The sequence below is a fragment of the Aggregatibacter segnis ATCC 33393 genome (assembly GCF_000185305.1).
Lineage (GTDB): Bacteria > Pseudomonadota > Gammaproteobacteria > Enterobacterales > Pasteurellaceae > Aggregatibacter > Aggregatibacter segnis.
Map to the genome: position 1 here is coordinate 604,317 of NZ_GL622200.1, position 19,167 is coordinate 623,483.

14 protein-coding genes are annotated in these 19,167 nt (G+C 42.8%); 10 read left to right on the forward strand and 4 right to left on the reverse strand.

The features are described 5' to 3' along the window. The first annotated feature begins 22 nt into the window (after window positions 1-22). Window positions 23-1,264 carry a peptidase T gene (gene pepT, locus HMPREF9064_RS06490; protein WP_006717533.1) on the forward strand — a complete coding sequence of 414 codons (1,242 nt, stop codon included), beginning with the start codon at window positions 23-25 and terminating at the stop codon, window positions 1,262-1,264. A gap of 118 nt (window positions 1,265-1,382) precedes the next feature. Here the strand turns inward: pepT and HMPREF9064_RS06485 are convergent, their stop codons facing one another. From HMPREF9064_RS06485 to HMPREF9064_RS06475, 3 genes are all read right to left on the reverse strand, one after another. Further along, complete coding sequence (locus HMPREF9064_RS06485) at window positions 1,383-1,727, reverse strand: YgiW/YdeI family stress tolerance OB fold protein (RefSeq protein WP_032997803.1); 345 nt, start codon at window positions 1,725-1,727, stop codon at window positions 1,383-1,385. 158 nt (window positions 1,728-1,885) lie between these two features. Beyond that, window positions 1,886-4,528 carry a PqiB family protein gene (locus HMPREF9064_RS06480; protein ID WP_006717536.1) on the reverse strand — a complete coding sequence of 881 codons (2,643 nt, stop codon included), beginning with the start codon at window positions 4,526-4,528 and terminating at the stop codon, window positions 1,886-1,888. After that, a complete protein-coding gene (locus tag HMPREF9064_RS06475) occupies window positions 4,494-5,774 on the reverse strand; it encodes a paraquat-inducible protein A (protein ID WP_032997805.1) in 1,281 nt (426 codons plus the stop codon). Before HMPREF9064_RS06475 ends, HMPREF9064_RS06480 begins: the two co-directional genes overlap by 35 nt. A gap of 222 nt (window positions 5,775-5,996) precedes the next feature. On the opposite strand from HMPREF9064_RS06475, the gene proQ reads away from it, so the two are divergent. The 9 genes from proQ to sucD all read left to right on the forward strand — a co-directional run bounded on the left by proQ (window position 5,997) and on the right by sucD (window position 18,101). Then, entirely contained in the window at window positions 5,997-6,605 is a 609-nt protein-coding gene (proQ, locus tag HMPREF9064_RS06470; RefSeq protein WP_006717539.1) for an RNA chaperone ProQ, read from the forward strand. A gap of 72 nt (window positions 6,606-6,677) precedes the next feature. Next, complete coding sequence (gene prc / locus HMPREF9064_RS06465; RefSeq protein WP_006717542.1) at window positions 6,678-8,735, forward strand: carboxy terminal-processing peptidase; 2,058 nt, start codon at window positions 6,678-6,680, stop codon at window positions 8,733-8,735. A gap of 74 nt (window positions 8,736-8,809) precedes the next feature. Continuing rightward, window positions 8,810-10,273, forward strand: coding sequence for a L,D-transpeptidase family protein (locus HMPREF9064_RS06460; RefSeq protein WP_006717543.1), 1,464 nt, complete (start codon window positions 8,810-8,812; stop codon window positions 10,271-10,273). A 67-nt stretch (window positions 10,274-10,340) separates the two neighbouring features. Further along, a complete protein-coding gene (locus tag HMPREF9064_RS06455) occupies window positions 10,341-10,901 on the forward strand; it encodes a YcbK family protein (protein ID WP_006717545.1) in 561 nt (186 codons plus the stop codon). 68 nt (window positions 10,902-10,969) lie between these two features. Then, window positions 10,970-11,611: an MBL fold metallo-hydrolase gene (locus HMPREF9064_RS06450; protein ID WP_006717548.1), complete on the forward strand. Its 642-nt coding sequence runs from the start codon at window positions 10,970-10,972 to the stop codon at window positions 11,609-11,611. A gap of 221 nt (window positions 11,612-11,832) precedes the next feature. Continuing rightward, window positions 11,833-14,637, forward strand: coding sequence for a 2-oxoglutarate dehydrogenase E1 component (gene sucA, locus HMPREF9064_RS06445; protein ID WP_006717549.1), 2,805 nt, complete (start codon window positions 11,833-11,835; stop codon window positions 14,635-14,637). 118 nt (window positions 14,638-14,755) lie between these two features. Continuing rightward, window positions 14,756-15,961, forward strand: coding sequence for a 2-oxoglutarate dehydrogenase complex dihydrolipoyllysine-residue succinyltransferase (gene odhB / locus HMPREF9064_RS06440; RefSeq protein WP_006717551.1), 1,206 nt, complete (start codon window positions 14,756-14,758; stop codon window positions 15,959-15,961). Window positions 15,962-16,047: 86 nt separating this feature from the next. Continuing rightward, complete coding sequence (sucC, locus tag HMPREF9064_RS06435) at window positions 16,048-17,217, forward strand: ADP-forming succinate--CoA ligase subunit beta (RefSeq protein WP_006717553.1); 1,170 nt, start codon at window positions 16,048-16,050, stop codon at window positions 17,215-17,217. An 11-nt stretch (window positions 17,218-17,228) separates the two neighbouring features. Beyond that, window positions 17,229-18,101: a succinate--CoA ligase subunit alpha gene (sucD, locus tag HMPREF9064_RS06430; protein WP_006717554.1), complete on the forward strand. Its 873-nt coding sequence runs from the start codon at window positions 17,229-17,231 to the stop codon at window positions 18,099-18,101. Window positions 18,102-18,180: 79 nt separating this feature from the next. Here the strand turns inward: sucD and prmB are convergent, their stop codons facing one another. Beyond that, window positions 18,181-19,131: a 50S ribosomal protein L3 N(5)-glutamine methyltransferase gene (prmB, locus tag HMPREF9064_RS06425; RefSeq protein ID WP_006717557.1), complete on the reverse strand. Its 951-nt coding sequence runs from the start codon at window positions 19,129-19,131 to the stop codon at window positions 18,181-18,183. Window positions 19,132-19,167: the final 36 nt, after the last annotated feature.

Sequence of the window (19,167 nt, forward strand, 5' to 3'; positions counted from 1 at the left end):
ATAAAAATAAGGGAGAAAAAGAATGCAAGATTTATTATCTCGAGAACTGGTATTGGAGCGTTTTTTTAATTATGTGAGTTATGATACGCAAGCCAAACCCGGTGCTAAAATTTCTCCTAGTTCGGCAGGTCAATTAGCCTTAGCCAAACTGTTACAGCAAGAATTGGTGGCACTCGGGTTGCAAGAAATTGAGCTTAATAAACACGCTGTATTAACCGCATTTTTACCCTCCAACATAGATCCTCACGCGCCGACAATTGGTTTAATTGCCCATCTTGACACCTCGCCGGATTGCAGCGGCAAACATGTACAACCTGAAGTGATTGATAACTATCGTGGTGGTGATATTGCTTTGGGGATCGGCGAAGAGTTTATCAGCCCGGTATATTATCCTTTCTTACACCAACTAGTCGGCAAAACCTTAATTGTCACAGACGGCAAAACGTTGTTAGGCGCGGATAATAAAGCCGGAATAGCGGAAATTATGACCGCACTTTATCGCTTAAAAACTGAGAATTTACCTCACTGCAATATTCGGGTGGCGTTTACCCCGGATGAAGAAATTGGTTTAGGAATGCAATTTTTCCCGTTTGATCGTTTTTCTTGTGATTGGGCGTATACGATAGATGGTGGCGCAGTCGGTGAATTGGAATATGAAAATTTCAATGCGGCCTCTGCAAAAATTACTTTCCACGGATGCAACATTCATCCCGGTTATGCAAAGCACAAAATGATTAATGCGCTTGCTTTGGCCTGCGAATTTCAAAATGCGTTCCCGGCGACGGAAGTGCCGGAACAAACGGAACAGCGAGAAGGTTTTTTCCATTTGCATCACTTTGACGGCACGATTGAAAAAGTGGAATTACAGTATTTAATCCGCGATTTTGACAGCGCTAATTTTGAAAAGCGTAAACAATTTATCCGTGATTTAGTGGAAAAATTTAACCGGCAAAAACGCTTGTTAAAACCGATTGAACTGGTTTTAACCGAAAACTATAAAAATATGTATGAGGTGGTTAAACAGGTTCCGCAAGCCATTGAGCTAGCCGATTTAGCCATGAAACAATGTAATATTACCCCTAATCATAAATTGATTCGTGGTGGTACAGACGGCGCGTGGTTGGCGGAAAAGGGTTTGGCTTGTCCGAATATTTTTACCGGCGGTTATAACTTCCATAGTAAGCATGAGTTGATTACGCTGGAAGGTATGAAAGATGCCGTGAATGTGATTGTGAAGTTACTTGAATTAGCGACACAGAAATAAAATAAATTCATCTCAAAAACAGACCGCACTTTGGTTTTTTAAGTCAAAGTGCGGTTTGTTTTTTGGTGTGTTTGTTGAATATAAAAAAACACCGCCGTAAAGGCGGTGCTTGAGTGAATTATTGAATTTTTTGAATTTGATGTACTTCAATACTTGTCGGTTCACCAAAATCTTTATCAACGGAACCTTGAATGCGAATGCGATCGTTTGGCGTGACATTGACGCCTTTCCATGCGTGATCATCAACATCCACTTTGATTTCACCGGTGCTATCACGGAAAATAAATTCATCGTCATCGATTTGACGAACAAAGTTGCCTTCTAAAGTGACTGGTGCGTGATCAGCCATTTTTTGTGCCGCTTGTACGGTGGTTAGATTATTACTTGCGTTAGTGTCTTGAAAACCGGCAAATGCGGTGGAAGACATGGCTAATAATGCTACTAAGGTTACGATTTTTTTCATAAAGACTCCTAAATAATACCAGATGGAATAGTCACGCCACATCGCTGTTTGTGTCGGATGTGGCGCATTATAAGTGATGTTTCTTAAGAAATTCTTAAAATATTAAATATTTTTATTCAACATTTAAAATAAAAAACACTTGGAAAAATGACCGCACTTTAATGGCTTGGTGGCAATGCACCCTGATTCCATTTCTGGCTATCTTGCGGACGTTTTATTTGCAATAAGAAACGTTGATTCGCCTTTGCCGGTTCCTGAACGACTGTGCCGGATGGTGTAGAGAAAGAAATTCCGCCTTTGAGCAATTGCTGCACACTGCCTGTGTTAAATTGTGCCCCAGACAAGCTCAGATTGAAATCATAGCCCGAAGCAATCCAGAATTCAGAGTTTTTGCGGACTAAATGTTGGTATTTTGACGCAATGACAATATGAATTAATACGCGATCGCCGAGGGAGTTTAGCTCTAAATTTTTAATTGTACCTACTTCTACACCGCGATACATGATCGGCGAACCGGTAGTAATGTTTAACGCATCTGTCGTTTCCAAGACAAGCGGCAAGCCATTGGTGTATTTGATGTTATTGTTGACGGATTGGGTTAAGGCAAATTGGGTTTTCGTTTTGCCGGAACCAATCTCCACATCAATATACGGTTGCAATAGGCTGTCGATATTTTCAATACCACCAGCGGAAATTTGCGGTGAAATCACTTTGAAACGGGAGCCTTCTTTGGCAATTAATGCCATATAGTTCGGATGAATCAACGCTTTGCTGATGATTTTATTATTCTTTTGATCTAATTGAACGCTGTCAATTTCGCCGATCGTTAAGCCCAAATAACGTAGCGCCATGCCTTTACTTAAATTCGTCGCATCTTCTGCCGTGAGGATAATTTGTTGTCCGGCAGATTTTGCTCGAAGTTCATTCGGATAAAGGGTGCGATTATGTTTGCTACCACTGTTATCAAAACTGATTGCGCCTTTTAGTGAACGGGTAATCGGTGTTGCTTGAATGCTGATACCTTTCGGCGTAATGTCAATTTGCGCCGCACTTTCCACCCAGAACAGGCTTTTATCAGTTAATAAGTGTTGGTATTTCGGATAAATAAATACATCAACTGCAAAGTTTTGCTGTTGTGGACGGATATCTAAAATTTTGCCCACTTCATATTGGCGATAAAGTACCAATGAGCCTTTGTTAATACTTGGCAAATTAGACGTCGTCAGGGTGAGTGTTGGGGTTGGGCGATTATCGGTAATGCCAGCTTCTGCACTAGCTAAATCGCGATAAAGTACGTAATTTTCTTTTGCTTTACTTTGTTCTTTGCCCGCAATGACTCGAATGCCGCCTTGTAACCATCTTTCTGGCGTGGCAGCTTCAAAGCGTAAGCCATCAACGCCAATACTCACATCAAAATTGGATGCTGCAACAAATAACGTATCACTGTGGATCAAATGGCGATAATCAGCGGCAACGGCAACTTTAAATTGCACCCCATCGGAAGCGACATGTTGCGCGACCACTTCACCAATTTGAATATTGTTATAGATCAGCGGTTGTCCTTCACTAATGCCGTAAGTTTCCGGCGCGGTTAAGTTGAGTACTAAGGTATTCGGTTGTTTGAGCAATAACTCGCTTTCTTTAATTACATTAAAGGCGGTTTGAGTATCGCCATTGCCCGGCAGAACTTCAAAATATTGACCGCGTAAAAGTTTTTGAATATCGGTTAAATCGCCTAAGCCACTTTTTTTCGCACGCAATACAATGTGAGTATTCGTTTTAAATAAATTGGTTAGGTTGGGATCAATGAGCAAGGTGCCACTTAACATTTCATCGTTATTTTCTACCGCACTTAATTTGGATAGCACACCAATCTCGGTGTTTTGGTAATACACTTGTGTTTTACCTGCCTCAAGCCCGGCGACATTCGGAATATTCACGCTGATATTAATGCCGCGTTTTGCCGCTTGTAAGTTGGAATAAAGCGTATAGGTTTCGTTCATTTCTGCAATCGGACTGTCGTGCGGTGAGTCAAAAGCGGCGGCACCTTGCACAACAGCATTCAGACTATCTATGTTCACATTTAAACCGGATACACCGATATTGGCATTGATGCCGCTGATGTTCCAAAAGTGGCTGTCTTTTTTCACAAATTTTGCATAAGGTTTATCGATGACAATATCGATTTCTACTTTTTTACCGTCTTCGGTGAAATGGTAGTCATAGACTTTCCCCACGGGCATTTTTTTGTAATAAATGGAGGCGCCAATAGAGATAGAACCAAGATCATCAGCAATTAAATGGATCAATAAATCGCCCGGGTTTAATTGCGCAATAGGGCCTTCTGTTTCTGCAATAAATTCGTGTTTAGCATCGCCATCACCAGGTTGTAACGTGATGTAGTTACCTGACACCAAGGCATCCAGCCCTGAAATCCCGGCTAAAGAGGCACTTGGCTTGACCAACCAAAATTTAGTGTTTTCGCGCAGGATGCTTTTGGCCTCCGGATAAATATTGGCCACTACATCGACTTTTTGCAGGTTGTCGGTAAAGTTAACTTTCTTCACAACACCGATTTGTAGCCCCTGATAGCGAATTTGGGTTTTATCTGCGACTAAACCTTCACCGTTTGCGAAAGTAATACGAACGCTGACACCTTGTTCTTGAATTATTTGAAAGAACAAAATAGCACCGATACAAAGCGCAATGAAAGGAAGAAGCCAAAAAGGTGAAATACGTCTATTTTGAGTGACGTTGGCATCGACTTCAGTGTGTGTTGTGTGTTTTGTGTTGTCTGTCATAAATTTCCCAAATTAAGCGGCTATCAAATTGTTCCGCTGCAATCATTGTTAAGAAAACTGCGGCGCCAAAATACAGCGCAGCAGTGCCTACAGAAAAATCAATAATTTGCCCTCTGGTGACTAAGGACATCATGAGTGCTAAAACGAATAAATCCAACATCGACCAGCGACCGACAAAATGGACCACATGCAATAAACGCATTTGCCAGCGGATGGAGTGTTTCAGCTTAAAATGTACACAAATCAGTAAATATAAAATAATCAATACCTTACTGACGGGCACGAAAATACTGGCGGTGAAAACGACAAAGGCAATGAAATAGCTTCCCATGTCAATAAAACTTAGCACGCCGGACATTAGCGTATCGGCACTTGGTGCGCCATTGACATAGATTACCGAGATGGGCAGCAGGTTTGCCGGGAAGAGCATGATAATACCGGCTAACAATAACGCCCAAGTCCGTTGTAATTTTATGGCAGAAGGAATATCAATTTGCGAATAACAACGCGGGCAAATTTCTTTGCCTTTATTATCCGTCAAGGGATTAAGGAAACTGTATTGGCAATAATGACAGTAGCGCAAATCCTCTGCTTTGGTGATGTCGTTGACCGCCTTACTTTGTGGGTAAAAATCATTCCACACTTCTGCCGGGTTAATTTTGATAAATAATAACGTGGTTAAAAGTGCAGTAAAAATAAAGGCGATTAAATAAATATCCAATTCTAACGTGGCGTATTCTTTTACTTTGAACATCGTCACCCCCAGCGCCACTAAATATACATCAAACATGACCCACGGTTTAATGTAGCCTAAGGAGATTAAAAGGTTGCGAGGTTTGGCTTTGACCATTTGCGCTAAGCGCAACAAAATGACTAAAAGCGCAAAGGCAATAGGCATAAAAACAGCACAAATAAAAATTAAAAATGCCGTATAAGAGAAGCCTTGTGTTGCCATTTTCCAAACCCCTTGCCATACCGAAGCATTAATTTTTTCACCGAGCAGGTGAATGCTCAACAGCGGGTAGGTGAGCGCAAAGGGCATGAGTATCAAAATTGAAAGGGCTATAATGGAACAGCGTTTAAGGCTCCAGCGGTTGGTTGAGTACAACACATTATGGCAGCGCGGACAGACAGCGCGTTGGCCTTTTTGTAAGGGCAGAATTTTGATCACGGCATTACAATCGCCGCAGCGGGCTATGCGGGAGTAATTTGCCTTGGTCAAATCGGTTTGTAACTTGCCTGTCATGAATTGTTATTCCTCATTAAAGAAACGCGTATTTTATACTGGTTCTTTTCTTTTGGCACGGATTTGCTGAAGATGGCATAAAAAAGTGCGGTCGTTTTTGCCGGCGTTTATGATTTCTCCACGCTAAAACTGATTATTCATTGTCATTTTTAGCCAAAGTGGCTAAAATGTGGCAAGTTTTTTCTATTCAAAATCTATATAGGATGTCTACAGGATTTCGTCATGACAGAAGTACAAAAATTAACTAATAATAAAGAAATAATTGCTTATTTGGCGGAAAAATTTCCGCTCTGTTTTTCTCTTGAGGGCGAAGCAAAACCATTAAAAATCGGTTTGTTCCAAGATTTAAGTGAAGCATTAAAAGATGATGAACGCGTAAGTAAAACACAATTACGTCATGCTTTACGTCAATATACGTCTAACTGGCGCTATTTACATGGTTGTAAAGTGGGTGCCGTGCGTGTGGATTTACAAGGTAATCCGGCTGGTGAATTAGAACAGGAACATGCGGATCATGCTGCTCAACAATTAGCGGAAGCTAAAGCATTGGTTGCACAAAAACGCGCAGCGGAAAAAGCCGCCAAGCCGGCAACGGAGAAAAAGCGCCCGGCGCGTCGTACTCCAAAACAGGGTGAAAAAATGGCACGTAAACCTAAATTAGCGCTGACCAGCGTAAACATGGCAGAGTTACAAGAAGGTCAGCTGGTGAAGGTCAAAGTGGGCGACAGAGCGCAAAATGCTAAAGTGTTGGAATTCTCCAACGAGGCCGCCCGCGTAGAATTAGATAACGGTTTGGTCGTAAACGTCACAGCAGATCGCTTATTTGCTTAAACCAACTTTTAATGAAGTTATCTGTGCAGATAACTTCATTTTGTTTTTGCCGTATATATTAGGAAAGTTTGAATGAAATTGACTAAAACGAAAAATTATTTGACCGCACTTGTATTAGGAACATTGTTTCTTAATGTGGGTGTTGTTGACGCGGTGCAACCTAAGTTAAAGCCTTCAGATATTGTTGCACTGCAACCTTCTGAAGCGAATATGTTTGCCACGAAACGGGCAACAACACGTTTGACACAGTCTCATTATCGTAAATTTCAATTAGATGACGAATTCTCTGAGAAGATTTTTGAGCGTTATCTCAAAGGATTAGACTTTAACCGTAATACTTTTTTACAGTCGGATATTGATGATTTACGCGCAAAATATGGCAAAAAAATTGATGATGAATTGAATGCAGGCAACTTGGATATTGCGTTTAATATCTATGATTTAATGATGAAACGTCGTTATGAGCGTTATCGTTACGCATTGTCTTTGTTGGATAAAGAGCCTGCTTTAAATGACGATACGCAAATTGAAATTGATCGTGAAAAAGCCGCATGGCCTAAAACGGAAGCGGAAGCCGATAAATTATGGGAAGCGCGTGTTAAAAATGACATCATCAATTTGAAATTAAAAGACAAAAAATGGCCTGAAATTAAAGAGAAATTAGTTAAACGCTATAACTTGGCCATTCGTCGATTGACTCAAACCAAAGCGGATGATGTGGTACAAACCTACTTAAACGCATTTGCCCGTGAAATCGATCCACACACCAGTTATTTGGCACCTCGTACGGCAAAAAGCTTCAATGAAAGTATGAATCTTTCTTTGGAAGGTATTGGTGCTACGTTACAGTCTGAAGACGATGAAACCAGTATTAAATCGTTAGTGCCTGGCGCGCCGGCAGAACGCAGTAAAAAACTTAAAGCTGGCGATAAAATTATTGGTGTGGGCCAAGAAAAAGGTGAAATTGAAGATGTAGTCGGTTGGCGCTTAGAGGACATTGTTGACAAGATCAAAGGTAAAAAAGGGTCTAAAGTTCGTTTAGAAGTTGAATCGGCTAAAGGTGGCAAGTCCCGCATTGTTACCTTGGTACGTGATAAAATTCGTATTGAAGACCAAGCAGCAAAATTAACGATTGAGAAAATGGATGGCGTTGATGTTGCGGTGATTAAGATTCCTAGTTTTTACTTGGGATTAACAGAAGATGTCAAAAAATTACTTAACGACATGAAAGCGAAAAAAGCGTCTGCATTAATCGTTGATCTTCGTGAAAATGGCGGTGGTGCTTTAACGGAAGCCGTTGGTTTGACCGGTTTATTTATTAGCGATGGCCCGGTTGTTCAGGTTCGCGATGCTTATCAACGTATTCGTGTACATGAAGATCCGGATAATGCGCAACAATATACCGGTCCGTTATTGGTTATGATCAATCGTTTTAGTGCATCAGCCTCTGAAATTTTTGCTGCGGCAATCCAAGATTACAATCGTGGTATCGTTATTGGGCAAAATTCTTATGGAAAAGGCACCGTTCAACAAAGCCGCTCTTTGAATTTTGTTTACGACTTGGATCAAACGCCACTGGGTTTATTGCAATATACGATTCAAAAATTCTATCGTATCAATGGCGGTAGCACACAGTTGAAAGGTGTTGCACCGGATATTCAATTCCCAGATGTCATTGATAGTAAAGAATATGGTGAAGAAAAAGAAGATAACGCATTGCCATGGGATAAAATTCCGTCAGTGAATTATTCTGAGGTGAGCGAAGCACGCGAACCGGTCTCTGAATTGGTGCAAAAACATAATGCCCGCATGGCGAAAAATCCGGAATTTATTGCACTTAACGAAGATTTAAAAGTGCGTAATGAACGTCGTGAACGTAAGTTCTTGTCGTTAAATTATCAAAAACGCAAAGCGGAAAATGATAAAGATGACGAGAAACGTTTGAAAGACATTAATGAGCGTTTCAAACGTGAAGGTAAAAAGCCATTGAAAGATATTGATGATTTGCCGAAAGATTATGAAGCGCCGGATTTCTTCTTGAAAGAGGCCGCTGCAATTGCGGCAGATATGGTTAAATTTGAGCAGAAAAAGGCTGAAATAAAACAGGCTGATAAGTCTGCAAATCAATAAATCTCTTGTTTTTGGATCGCACTTTTATAAGTGCGGTCGTTTTTAAGAAAGTTTATAAAAATTAAGGTAAGTTGATGAATACTCGAACGTTTAAATTAGTTACTCTCGCGATGATAAGCGCGCTTTATGTGGGGAATGTCGCTGCAGAAGAATTACAGCAAAGTGATTTAACTCTCGCCACACAGCAGTTGGAGCTAGAAAATAAGGTCGAGGAAGCGCGTTTAGCTGCTGAGAAAAAAGCCGAAGAAGAACGTTTGGCGATTGAAGCTGAAAAACTTTTCTCTGAGCGTTTTGGTGATATCTCTCTTCAATTTAAACCTTTAATTGCCAAAATTTATGTTGAGAATCATTTTTCTCCAATTTGGACAGATAATCAGGCCAAGCAGCAATTTTTACACGATTATGCCTTAGCGATTGCCGGGGGAATTTCAAAACGCTCAGCAAATGCTTTAAATGCGATCTATGAAGCCGCTGGAAAAGGCGAGTTAATTGAAGATGTTCTGTTAACCGATGCATTTTTAGATTATTTGTTTTATGCCACCAATGTAGCGGAATCCGCCCAAAAATGGTTATATGCAGGCAATAGCTATAAAGCCGGTCAGTTAAGTGATGAGCAAGTGTCTGCATGGTTAAGTGCGGTCAAAAATAATGATAATTTCACTTTTGTGAAAAATCTTTCCGGCGAAAATGCGCTCTTTAAGCAAACATCGGCGCGCGTTGCTCATATGATTGAAGCGGGTGTTGATAAGCATAATATGGTTGAATTGCATCGTTTGGCGATTAATGCTCAACGTTTACGCATTTTACCGGTATTCCAAGATGGTATTTTCGTGAATATTCCAAGTTACGAACTTAATTATTATCGCGATGGACAAGTGATTTTAAGTTCTCGTGTGATTGTTGGACAATCAAGCCGTAAAACGCCGGTGATGTCTAGTCGTTTGAGTAATGTGGTAGTGAACCCGCCTTGGAATGCGCCAACCCGTTTGATTAACGAAGACATTATTCCAAAAGTACGTAAAGATCCGAGTTATATTTATCGCCATGGCTATACGATTATTGATGGTAGCGGCAATACTATCGATCCTTACACTATCGATTGGGAAAATATGTCGGCGAAAAGATTCCCATATCGCTTGCGCCAAGCACCAAGTGATAACAGTGCATTAGGAAACTATAAATTCAATATGCCGAGTTCTGAGGCAATTTATTTGCACGATACACCGAAACGTAATTTATTCGGCAATAAAAACCGCGCTTTGAGTTCCGGTTGTGTCCGTGTGGAAAAATCTGATCAGCTAGCGACAATTTTACTCAAAGAAGCCGGTTGGACGGATGAAACAAAACAAAATGTACTGAAAAGTAAAAAAACAACCTCAGCGGGTATTAAATCGGATAATCCGGTCTTTTTGTATTATGTCACTGCATGGGTGGATAAAGATCAAGTTCACACATTGCCGGATATTTACGGTTATGACAAAACGCCTGATTTAAGTTATATTAATTGGGATATTTTAAAACACTATATTCAACGTTAATCCGTGGAATTTAGCTTGGTAACCTTAATCAAGTAAGCGGATTGTTATCATATTTAGGAAATACATAATGAGTCATATTAACCATGGTCGACGTAAATGGTTATCGCTAGGAGGAATTGTATTAGGCGCTTCACTTTTGCCGAATACGGTTTTAGCGGCTGTATCAACGCCAAAACCACGCCTACTAAGTTTTCGTAACATTAATACCGGTGAGAAACTGAGTGCAGAATTTGCGCTTGGACGTGGTTTCAGTAATGCCACGTTGCGATTATTAGACCACCTTCTACGTGATAAGCGTACCAATCAGGTTCATCGAATGGACCCAAATCTTTTTACCAAATTCTATAAGGTGCAGCAAAATCTCGGCTTACGCAACACGGAAATTCAAATTATTTGTGGTTATCGTTCTGCTGCCAGCAATGCGGCAATGCATCGTCGTAGCCGTGGAGTTGCAAGTAATAGCTATCATATTCGTGGACAAGCCATTGATTTTCGCATTGATGGCATTCCGTTAGCGAAAGTACGTGATGCGGTTGATGCGCTACAAAATGGTGGTGTTGGCTTTTATCCACGCAGTAATTTTGTGCACATGGATACCGGCCCGGTGCGTACTTGGCGCGGTAGTTAGTAAAAACATCTGATATTTAGACCGCACTTTTGTGCGGTTTTTTTACCGAAAAATATGGCGAGTATCGTATGAACATTGAAATTATCCCTGTAACGACATTTCAACAAAATTGTTCTTTAATTTGGGATGATGAAAAAAAAGCGGCAATTATTGATCCGGGTGGCGAAGCGGAAAAACTGATTAAACGGATTGAAGAACTTGGGTTGAATTTACAAGTGATTTTATTAACTCACGGCCATTTAGACCATGTGGGGGCGGCAGAAAAATTAAAACAGCATTTTAATGTCCAAATTTGGGGGTCTAATTCGCAAGATGATTATTGGTTTAAAAACTTGCCACAACAGTCAGAAAAATTTGGCATGCTGTTTGAGGTGTCTGCTTTTGAACCGGATCGTTGGTTAAATCAGGAAGGTGAAACGCTCAATATCGGTGATTTCACGTTTGAGGTTTTACACTTGCCGGGACACACGCCAGGGCATATCGGTTTTATTGAACATCAAAAACGTATTGCTTTTACCGGTGATGTGTTGTTCAAAAATGGCATTGGACGCACGGATTTCCCGGGAGGCAGTTATGAAGAGATTCTGTCGTCTATTCGCAATAAATTATACCCTTTGGGGGATGATATGATTGTGGTACCCGGGCATGGGCCTTATACCACTATTGGTGAAGAAAAACGAACCAACCCTTATGTCAAAGCGAGCGAGTAAATTACCTCTTTAATTTTTTAGAAAGTGCGGTGAGAAATGAAAATATTTTCACTGCTCTTTTTTTACACAAAAGTTAATTTTTTGTAAAAATTCAAACCTAGATCACAGTATCAAATGAATGCTTTTGGCATAATGCAAGCATTCAAAGCGCAGAAAATTCTTCTGTATTTTATTTACCGTTACGTTGTTTGTTAGCGTATTTAAATCTTAAGGTGGTATGTATGCAGCATTCTTTACATGAATGGCTCTCCTCCAGTGCACTAGGTGGGGCAAATCAGTCTTATATTGAGGATCTTTATGAAAGTTATCTTGAAGACCCGAACAGTGTGGATGCCAGTTGGCAGGAAATTTTTAAAACGCTGCCAAAATCCACCGCACTTGAGCAACCCCATTCAACGGTGCGCGATTATTTCCGCCGTTTAGCGCGAGAAAATCATGGGCAGAGCGTGACCGTGATTGATCCGGAAGCGAGCGCCAAATTAGTCAAAGTTTTACAATTCATTAACGCATACCGTTCTCGTGGTTACATTGAAGCCACACTCGACCCTCTCAATTATTACCGTTGGAAAACTTCCTCGGTGCCTGAATTAGACTATCACCAACATGGATTAACCGACGCTGATCTGGACGAAAGTTTCAATATTGACTATGCCGTTTATGGCAAAGAAAGCATGAAACTGCGTGATTTAGCCCGCGACTTGAAAGCGACCTATTGTGGCAATATTGGGCTGGAGTTTATGCACATTCATGATATGGAACAGCGTAATTGGTTGCAAAGTAAACAAGAAAAATGGATTCAACAGCCACTTTTCACTAAAGACGAAAAAATCAATTTGTTGAAAGAATTAACGGCAGCGGATGGCTTAGAGCGTTACTTAGGCGCGAAATTCCCAGGCGCGAAACGTTTCTCGTTGGAAGGAAGCGATGCGTTTATTCCGATGATGAAAGAGATTATTCGTCACGCCAGTCGTAACGGTATGGACGATGTGGTCTTGGGCATGGCTCACCGTGGTCGTCTAAATATGTTGGTTAACGTGTTTGGTAAACGCCCGAGCGACTTGTTTGATGAATTTGCCGGTAAACACGCGGAAGATAATCGCACCGGTGATGTGAAATATCACCAAGGTTTCTCCTCCGATTTTGCGGTAGATGATAAAAAAGTACATTTGACACTTGCCTTTAACCCGTCTCACTTAGAAATTGTGAGCCCGGTTGTGATTGGCTCCGTCCGCGCAAGACAAACCCGTAAACAAGACACCGAACATAACAAAGTGTTGGCGGTAACGGTGCACGGTGACTCCGCAGTTACCGGTCAAGGTATTGTGCAAGAAACTTTGAATATGTCTAATGCACGGGGTTATAAAGTGGGCGGCACGATTCGTATTGTGATCAATAACCAAATCGGTTTCACCACCTCTAACCCGAACGATACTCGTTCTACCGAGTTTTGTACTGATATCGCCAAAATGATTCAGGCGCCGATTATTCATGTGAACGGCGATGATCCGGAGGCCGTTGCTTTTGCTGCCCGTATGGCGGTGGAATATCGTGCGGTCTTTAAGCGAGATATTTTCATTGATTTGATTTCCTATCGCCGTCATGGTCATAACGAAGCAGATGAACCGTTGGCCACTCAGCCGATGATGTATGGCATTATCAAAAAACATCCAACACCACCGAAAGTATACGCCAATCGTTTAATTCAAGAAGGCGTGATTACGGAAGAAGATGCTACTGAAATTTCCAATTTATACCGCGATGCCTTGGATAATGGCGAATGTGTCGTGCCGGAATGGCGTGCGATGGATATGGCAAAAGTGGACTGGTTGCAGTATCTCAACTATGACTGGACAGCGCCGTATGAAAGCAAATTCCCGGAAGAGCGGTTTAAAACCTTAGCAAAACGTGTATCTCACTATCCGGATTATGTGCAACCGCACCCTCGTGTTGAAAAAATCTATGCCGACCGCCAAGAAATGGGGCGAGGCGAAAAATTATTAGACTGGGGGATGGCGGAAACCATGGCGTACGCCACCTTGTTGGATGAAGGCATTCATGTGCGTCTATCCGGTGAAGATGCCGGTCGTGGTACGTTCTTCCATCGTCATGCCGTTGTACATAACCAAAAAGACGGTACCAGCTATGTGCCATTGACCCAATTACACGCCAATCAAGGTCGCTTTGAAGTATGGGATTCCGTTTTAACCGAAGAAGGGGTGCTTGCCTTTGAATATGGTTATGCCACCACGGATCCGAAAACTTTAACCATTTGGGAAGCGCAGTTTGGTGATTTCGCCAACGGGGCGCAAATCGTGATTGACCAATTCATCAGCTCCGGCGAACAAAAATGGGGCAGAATGTGTGGCTTAGTGATGTTGCTACCACACGGTTACGAAGGACAAGGCCCGGAACACTCATCTGCCCGTTTAGAGCGTTATTTGCAACTTTGTGCACAACAAAATATGCAAGTTTGTGTGCCTACAACGCCGGCGCAGGTGTATCACATGTTACGTCGCCAAGCTATTCGTAAAATGCGCCGTCCGTTGATTGGTATTTCACCGAAATCCTTGCTACGTCATCCGCTAGCGGTGTCCAGTATGGATGAATTGCTTAACGGCACATTCCAAACGGTCATTGGTGAAATTGACAACCTTGACCCGAAAAATGTGAAACGTGTGGTGATGTGTGTCGGTAAAGTGTATTACGATTTATTGGAACAACGCCGTAAAAATGAACAGGATAACGTGGCTATCATTCGTATTGAGCAACTTTATCCGTTCCCGCATGACGATGTGAAAGCCGCTTTAGCGCCTTATTCACATGTAACGGATTTTGTATGGTGTCAAGAAGAGCCACTGAACCAAGGGGCTTGGTATTGTAGTAAACATAACTTTGAGGCTGTGATTCCGGACAATGCCAAATTGTCTTATGCCGGTCGCCCGGCTTCTGCTTCACCGGCGGTAGGTTATTTGTCATTGCATGCCAAACAGCAAAAACAATTGGTGGAAGATGCATTGACTCTTTAATCCGTTAAAGTGCGGTGTGTTTTTCGTTTGTTTTAAAAAACACCCTAAAAAACGACCGCACTTTATGCTTAACAACATTGATACTTAGCTAAATGAATACAAAAAAAGGAATGAAATTATGACTATTGAAATTCTTGTCCCGGATTTGCCCGAGTCGGTTGCTGATGCAACAGTCGCTACTTGGCATAAAAAAGCAGGCGATGCGGTGAAACGCGATGAAGTGATTGTGGAAATTGAAACAGACAAAGTGGTGCTTGAAGTACCGGCGCAAGCAGATGGCGTGATCAGTGAAATCGTGCAGGATGAAGGTGCCACAGTGGTGAGCAAGCAGTTGTTGGGTAAATTGGAAGCTTCCGCAACAGCCGCTGCAGCAGCCATGGAAAAAACGGCAGAACCGACACCGGCGGATCGTCGCACCGAAGTGCCGGATGAGCCTCATAGCACGGATGCGTTAAGTCCGGGAGTTCGTCGTTTATTGGCGGAACACGATATTCAAGCTTCCGAGGTGAAAGGCACCGGTGTGGGCGGTCGTATTACCCGCGAAGACGTTGAAGCGGTTATCGCAAAACGTGCAGCAGCGCCTAAACCAGCAGAAACAACAGTCAGCACAATGGCATATTCCGCACGCAGTGAAAAACGCGTGCCGATGACCCGTTTACGTAAACGTATTGCAGAGCGTTTGTTGGAAGCTAAAAATAATACGGCGATGTTAACTACGTTCAATGAAGTGGATATGAAACCGATCATGAATTTGCGTAAACAATACGGTGAAAAATTTGAAAAACAACACGGCGTACGTTTAGGTTTTATGTCTTTCTACATCAAAGCCGTGGTGGAAGCCTTGAAACGTTATCCGGAAGTGAATGCCTCCATTGACGGTGACGATGTGGTTTATCACAATTATTTTGACGTGAGTATTGCGGTTTCCACGCCACGTGGTTTGGTGACCCCGGTGTTGCGTGATTGCGACAACCTTTCTATGGCAGACATTGAAAAATCGATTAAAGCCTTAGCGGAAAAAGGACGTGATGGTAAGTTAACCGTGGAAGATTTAACCGGCGGTAACTTTACGATTACCAATGGTGGTGTGTTTGGTTCTTTGATGTCCACCCCAATTATCAACCCACCGCAAAGCGCGATTTTGGGTATGCACGCCATTAAAGAGCGTCCGGTTGCTGTGGATGGTCAAGTGGTGATTCGTCCAATGATGTATTTGGCATTAAGTTATGACCACCGTTTAATTGATGGCCGTGAGTCTGTCGGTTTCTTGGTCACCGTGAAAGAATTGTTGGAAGACCCAACAAGATTATTGCTAGAAATCTAAAGAAAGAAGAACCGCGTGTGCGTAAGACAGGCGGTTCTTTGTTTCAACAGACGATAAAAATTAGGGCATTTAACAGAGGATTTTCTATGAATCTACATGAATATCAAAGTAAGCAAGTTTTTGCCGAATACAAATTGCCGGTGGGCAAAGGCATTGCCTGTAAAACCGCAGATGAAGCGGCAGAGGCGATTAAACAGTTAGACGGTGATGTTTGGGTGGCGAAATGTCAAGTGCATGCCGGTGGACGTGGTAAAGCGGGTGGCGTGAAACTTGTACGCAACGAAGCGGAAGTCAGAGAGTTTGCGAATAAATGGTTAGGGCAACGCTTGGTCACTTTCCAAACGGATGCTAATGGTCAGCCGGTAAACACGATTTATGTAGAAGAAGGCTCACAAATTGAACGTGAATTGTATCTAGGCGCGGTGCTCGATCGTGCTTCTCAACGTGTTGTGTTCATGGTGTCCACTGAGGGTGGAATGAATATTGAAGAAGTCGCGGCAAAAACACCGCACTTATTACACAAAATGGCGATTGATCCGCTTACCGGTGGTATGCCATATCAAGGGCGTGAGCTGGCGTTTAAATTGGGTTTAAAAGGCGATCAAGTGAAACAATTTGCCCATATTTTTACCCAAATGGCAAAAATGTTCGTCGAAAGAGATTTGTCCTTATTAGAAGTGAATCCGCTGGTAGTCACCAAAGAAGGCAATCTCCTTTGTTTAGATGCCAAAATCGTGGTGGATGGCAATGCGTTATATCGTCAGCCGGCTTTAGCGGCAATGCAAGATCCAAGCCAAGAAGACCCGCGCGAAGCCCTAGCGGAAAGTTTCCAGCTTAACTATGTGGCATTAGACGGCAATATTGGTTGCATGGTGAACGGCGCAGGGCTTGCCATGGGGACTATGGATATTGTGAAGTTACACGGCGGTCAACCGGCGAACTTCTTAGATGTGGGCGGCGGTGCAACCAAAGAACGTGTTGCGGAAGCCTTTAAAATCATCCTTTCTGATAAAAATGTAAAAGCGGTACTCGTCAATATTTTCGGTGGCATTGTACGCTGCGATCTGATTGCTGAAGGGATTGTAGCGGCTGTGAACGAAGTGGGTGTCAACGTGCCGGTGGTGGTGCGTTTAGAAGGTAATAATGCCCCGTTAGGCCGTGAAATTTTAGCGAAGAGCGGTTTGAATATTATTGCTGCCCAAACGTTGACTGATGCGGCGGTAGAGTCGGTGAAAGCGGCAAAGGCTAACGCATAAGGAGCAATAGCATGTCAATTTTAATTAATAAAGATACAAAAGTGATTTGCCAAGGTTTCACCGGCGGTCAAGGTACATTCCACTCCGAACAAGCATTAGCTTATGGCACTAAACTGGTGGGGGGCGTTTCACCAAATAAAGGTGGCACGACCCATTTAGGATTGCCTGTGTTTGACACCGTACGCGATGCAGTCGAGGCAACCGGTGCCACAGCAACGGTGATTTATGTGCCGGCGCCGGGCTGTAAAGATGCGATTTTAGAGGCCATTGATGCCGGGATTAAATTGATTATTTGTATCACCGAAGGCATCCCAACCTTGGATATGCTGGTGGTGAAACAACGCTTGAACCAAACCGGTGTACGCATGATTGGGCCAAACTGTCCGGGCGTGATTACACCGGAAGAATGCAAAATCGGCATCATGCCGGGCAACATTCATAAAAAAGGAAAAATTGGCATTGTTTCTCGCTCAGGCACGTTGACATATGAAGCCGTGAAACAAACCACTGACGAAGGTTTGGGCCAATCCACTTGTGTGGGTATCGGCGGCGATCCAATCCCCGGTTCCAATTTTGTGGATATTTTGAAACTATTCCAAGAGGATCCGCAAACGGAAGCTATTGTCATGATCGGCGAAATTGGCGGTTCAGCCGAGGAAGAGGCAGCGGCATTTATTAAAGAACATGTGACCAAACCGGTAGTGAGCTACATTGCCGGCGTGACGGCGCCGAAAGGCAAACGAATGGGGCATGCTGGTGCCATTATCAGTGGCGGAAAAGGGACTGCCGATGAAAAATTCGCAGCACTGGAAGCCGCCGGTGTGAAAACCGTGAGAAGTTTGGCAGAAATCGGTTCAGCGTTGAGAGCAATGTTGAATAAATAATTGGGCAGAGCTAAAAAGTGCGGTCGGTTTTAAAAACGTTTTTAAAATAGGCCGCACTTTTTCTTTTTATTATTTCCGCTTATTGAAACACATGTTGATGTTCAAGCAATTGGGCTTTGGTTAAGGCGAATACGCCCACGCCGCCATTGGCAAGTTCAAGCCAGTTAAACGGCACTTGTGGGAATTGTTCAATTAAATGCACCATGCTGTTACCAACTTCGCAGACTAATACGCCATCGTCAGCTAAGTAATTCGGCGCTAGACGTAGGATTTCTTTGGTGATAGTTAACCCATCATTGCCGGAGCCAAGAGCCATTTCCGGTTCGTAGTGAAATTCCTCCGGCATATCGGAGAGATCTTCTAGATCTACATAAGGTGGGTTAGTGACAATGAGATCGTACTGTTCTTCCAATAAACGGGAGAATAAATCCGACTGAATCGGGAAGACACGATGAGTTAAATTGTGGCGTTCAATGTTGATTTCGGCAACATTCAATGCATCAAAAGAGAGGTCAACAGCATCCACATCTGCTTCAGGGAAGCGCTCCGCACAGGCGATGGCAATACAGCCGCTGCCGGTACACATATCTAAAATGCGTTGCGGTTCACGCGTTAATAAGCCGGCGAACCCTTGTTCAATCAAGGCGCTGATGGGAGAGCGAGGAACGATCACGCGTTCATCCACATAAAATTCTAAGCCGCAGAACCAAGCACGGTGAATTAAGTAGGCGACAGGAATGCGTTTTTCAATGCGGATGATAACCAAACGGATGATTTCAAGCTTTTCTGCCGTCGTGAGTCGAGTGTCATACAATTCGCTTGGGAAATCAGCAGGGAGGTGAAGGGTGGTTAAGACCAATTGTTGTGCTTCATCCCAAGCATTGTCGTAGCCGTGTCCGTAGTAAATGTCGGCACGATTGAAGGTACTGTAGCACCAACGTAGAAAATCTTTGATCGTGTGTAGTTCTTCTTGTACGTTGGCGGAATAAATATCGTCAATAAGTTCCTGATTGAAGGTAATTTGGTTCATGATTTGCTCGTATCAATGTTAAAATTGCGCGTAGTT

Excerpts from the sequence above, each read along its gene's own strand:
- HMPREF9064_RS06485 (WP_032997803.1), bottom strand. The coding sequence starts at position 1,727 with ATGAAAAAAATCGTAACCTTAGTAGCATTATTAGCCATGTCTTCCACC.
- proQ (WP_006717539.1), top strand. The coding sequence starts at position 5,997 with ATGACAGAAGTACAAAAATTAACTAATAATAAAGAAATAATTGCTTAT.
- HMPREF9064_RS06450 (WP_006717548.1), top strand. The coding sequence starts at position 10,970 with ATGAACATTGAAATTATCCCTGTAACGACATTTCAACAAAATTGTTCT.
- prc (WP_006717542.1), top strand. The coding sequence starts at position 6,678 with ATGAAATTGACTAAAACGAAAAATTATTTGACCGCACTTGTATTAGGA.
- sucC (WP_006717553.1), top strand. The coding sequence starts at position 16,048 with ATGAATCTACATGAATATCAAAGTAAGCAAGTTTTTGCCGAATACAAA.
- sucD (WP_006717554.1), top strand. The coding sequence starts at position 17,229 with ATGTCAATTTTAATTAATAAAGATACAAAAGTGATTTGCCAAGGTTTC.
- pepT (WP_006717533.1), top strand. The coding sequence starts at position 23 with ATGCAAGATTTATTATCTCGAGAACTGGTATTGGAGCGTTTTTTTAAT.
- odhB (WP_006717551.1), top strand. The coding sequence starts at position 14,756 with ATGACTATTGAAATTCTTGTCCCGGATTTGCCCGAGTCGGTTGCTGAT.
- HMPREF9064_RS06455 (WP_006717545.1), top strand. The coding sequence starts at position 10,341 with ATGAGTCATATTAACCATGGTCGACGTAAATGGTTATCGCTAGGAGGA.
- HMPREF9064_RS06475 (WP_032997805.1), bottom strand. The coding sequence starts at position 5,774 with ATGACAGGCAAGTTACAAACCGATTTGACCAAGGCAAATTACTCCCGC.
- prmB (WP_006717557.1), bottom strand. The coding sequence starts at position 19,131 with ATGAACCAAATTACCTTCAATCAGGAACTTATTGACGATATTTATTCC.
- HMPREF9064_RS06480 (WP_006717536.1), bottom strand. The coding sequence starts at position 4,528 with ATGACAGACAACACAAAACACACAACACACACTGAAGTCGATGCCAAC.
- HMPREF9064_RS06460 (WP_006717543.1), top strand. The coding sequence starts at position 8,810 with ATGAATACTCGAACGTTTAAATTAGTTACTCTCGCGATGATAAGCGCG.
- sucA (WP_006717549.1), top strand. The coding sequence starts at position 11,833 with ATGCAGCATTCTTTACATGAATGGCTCTCCTCCAGTGCACTAGGTGGG.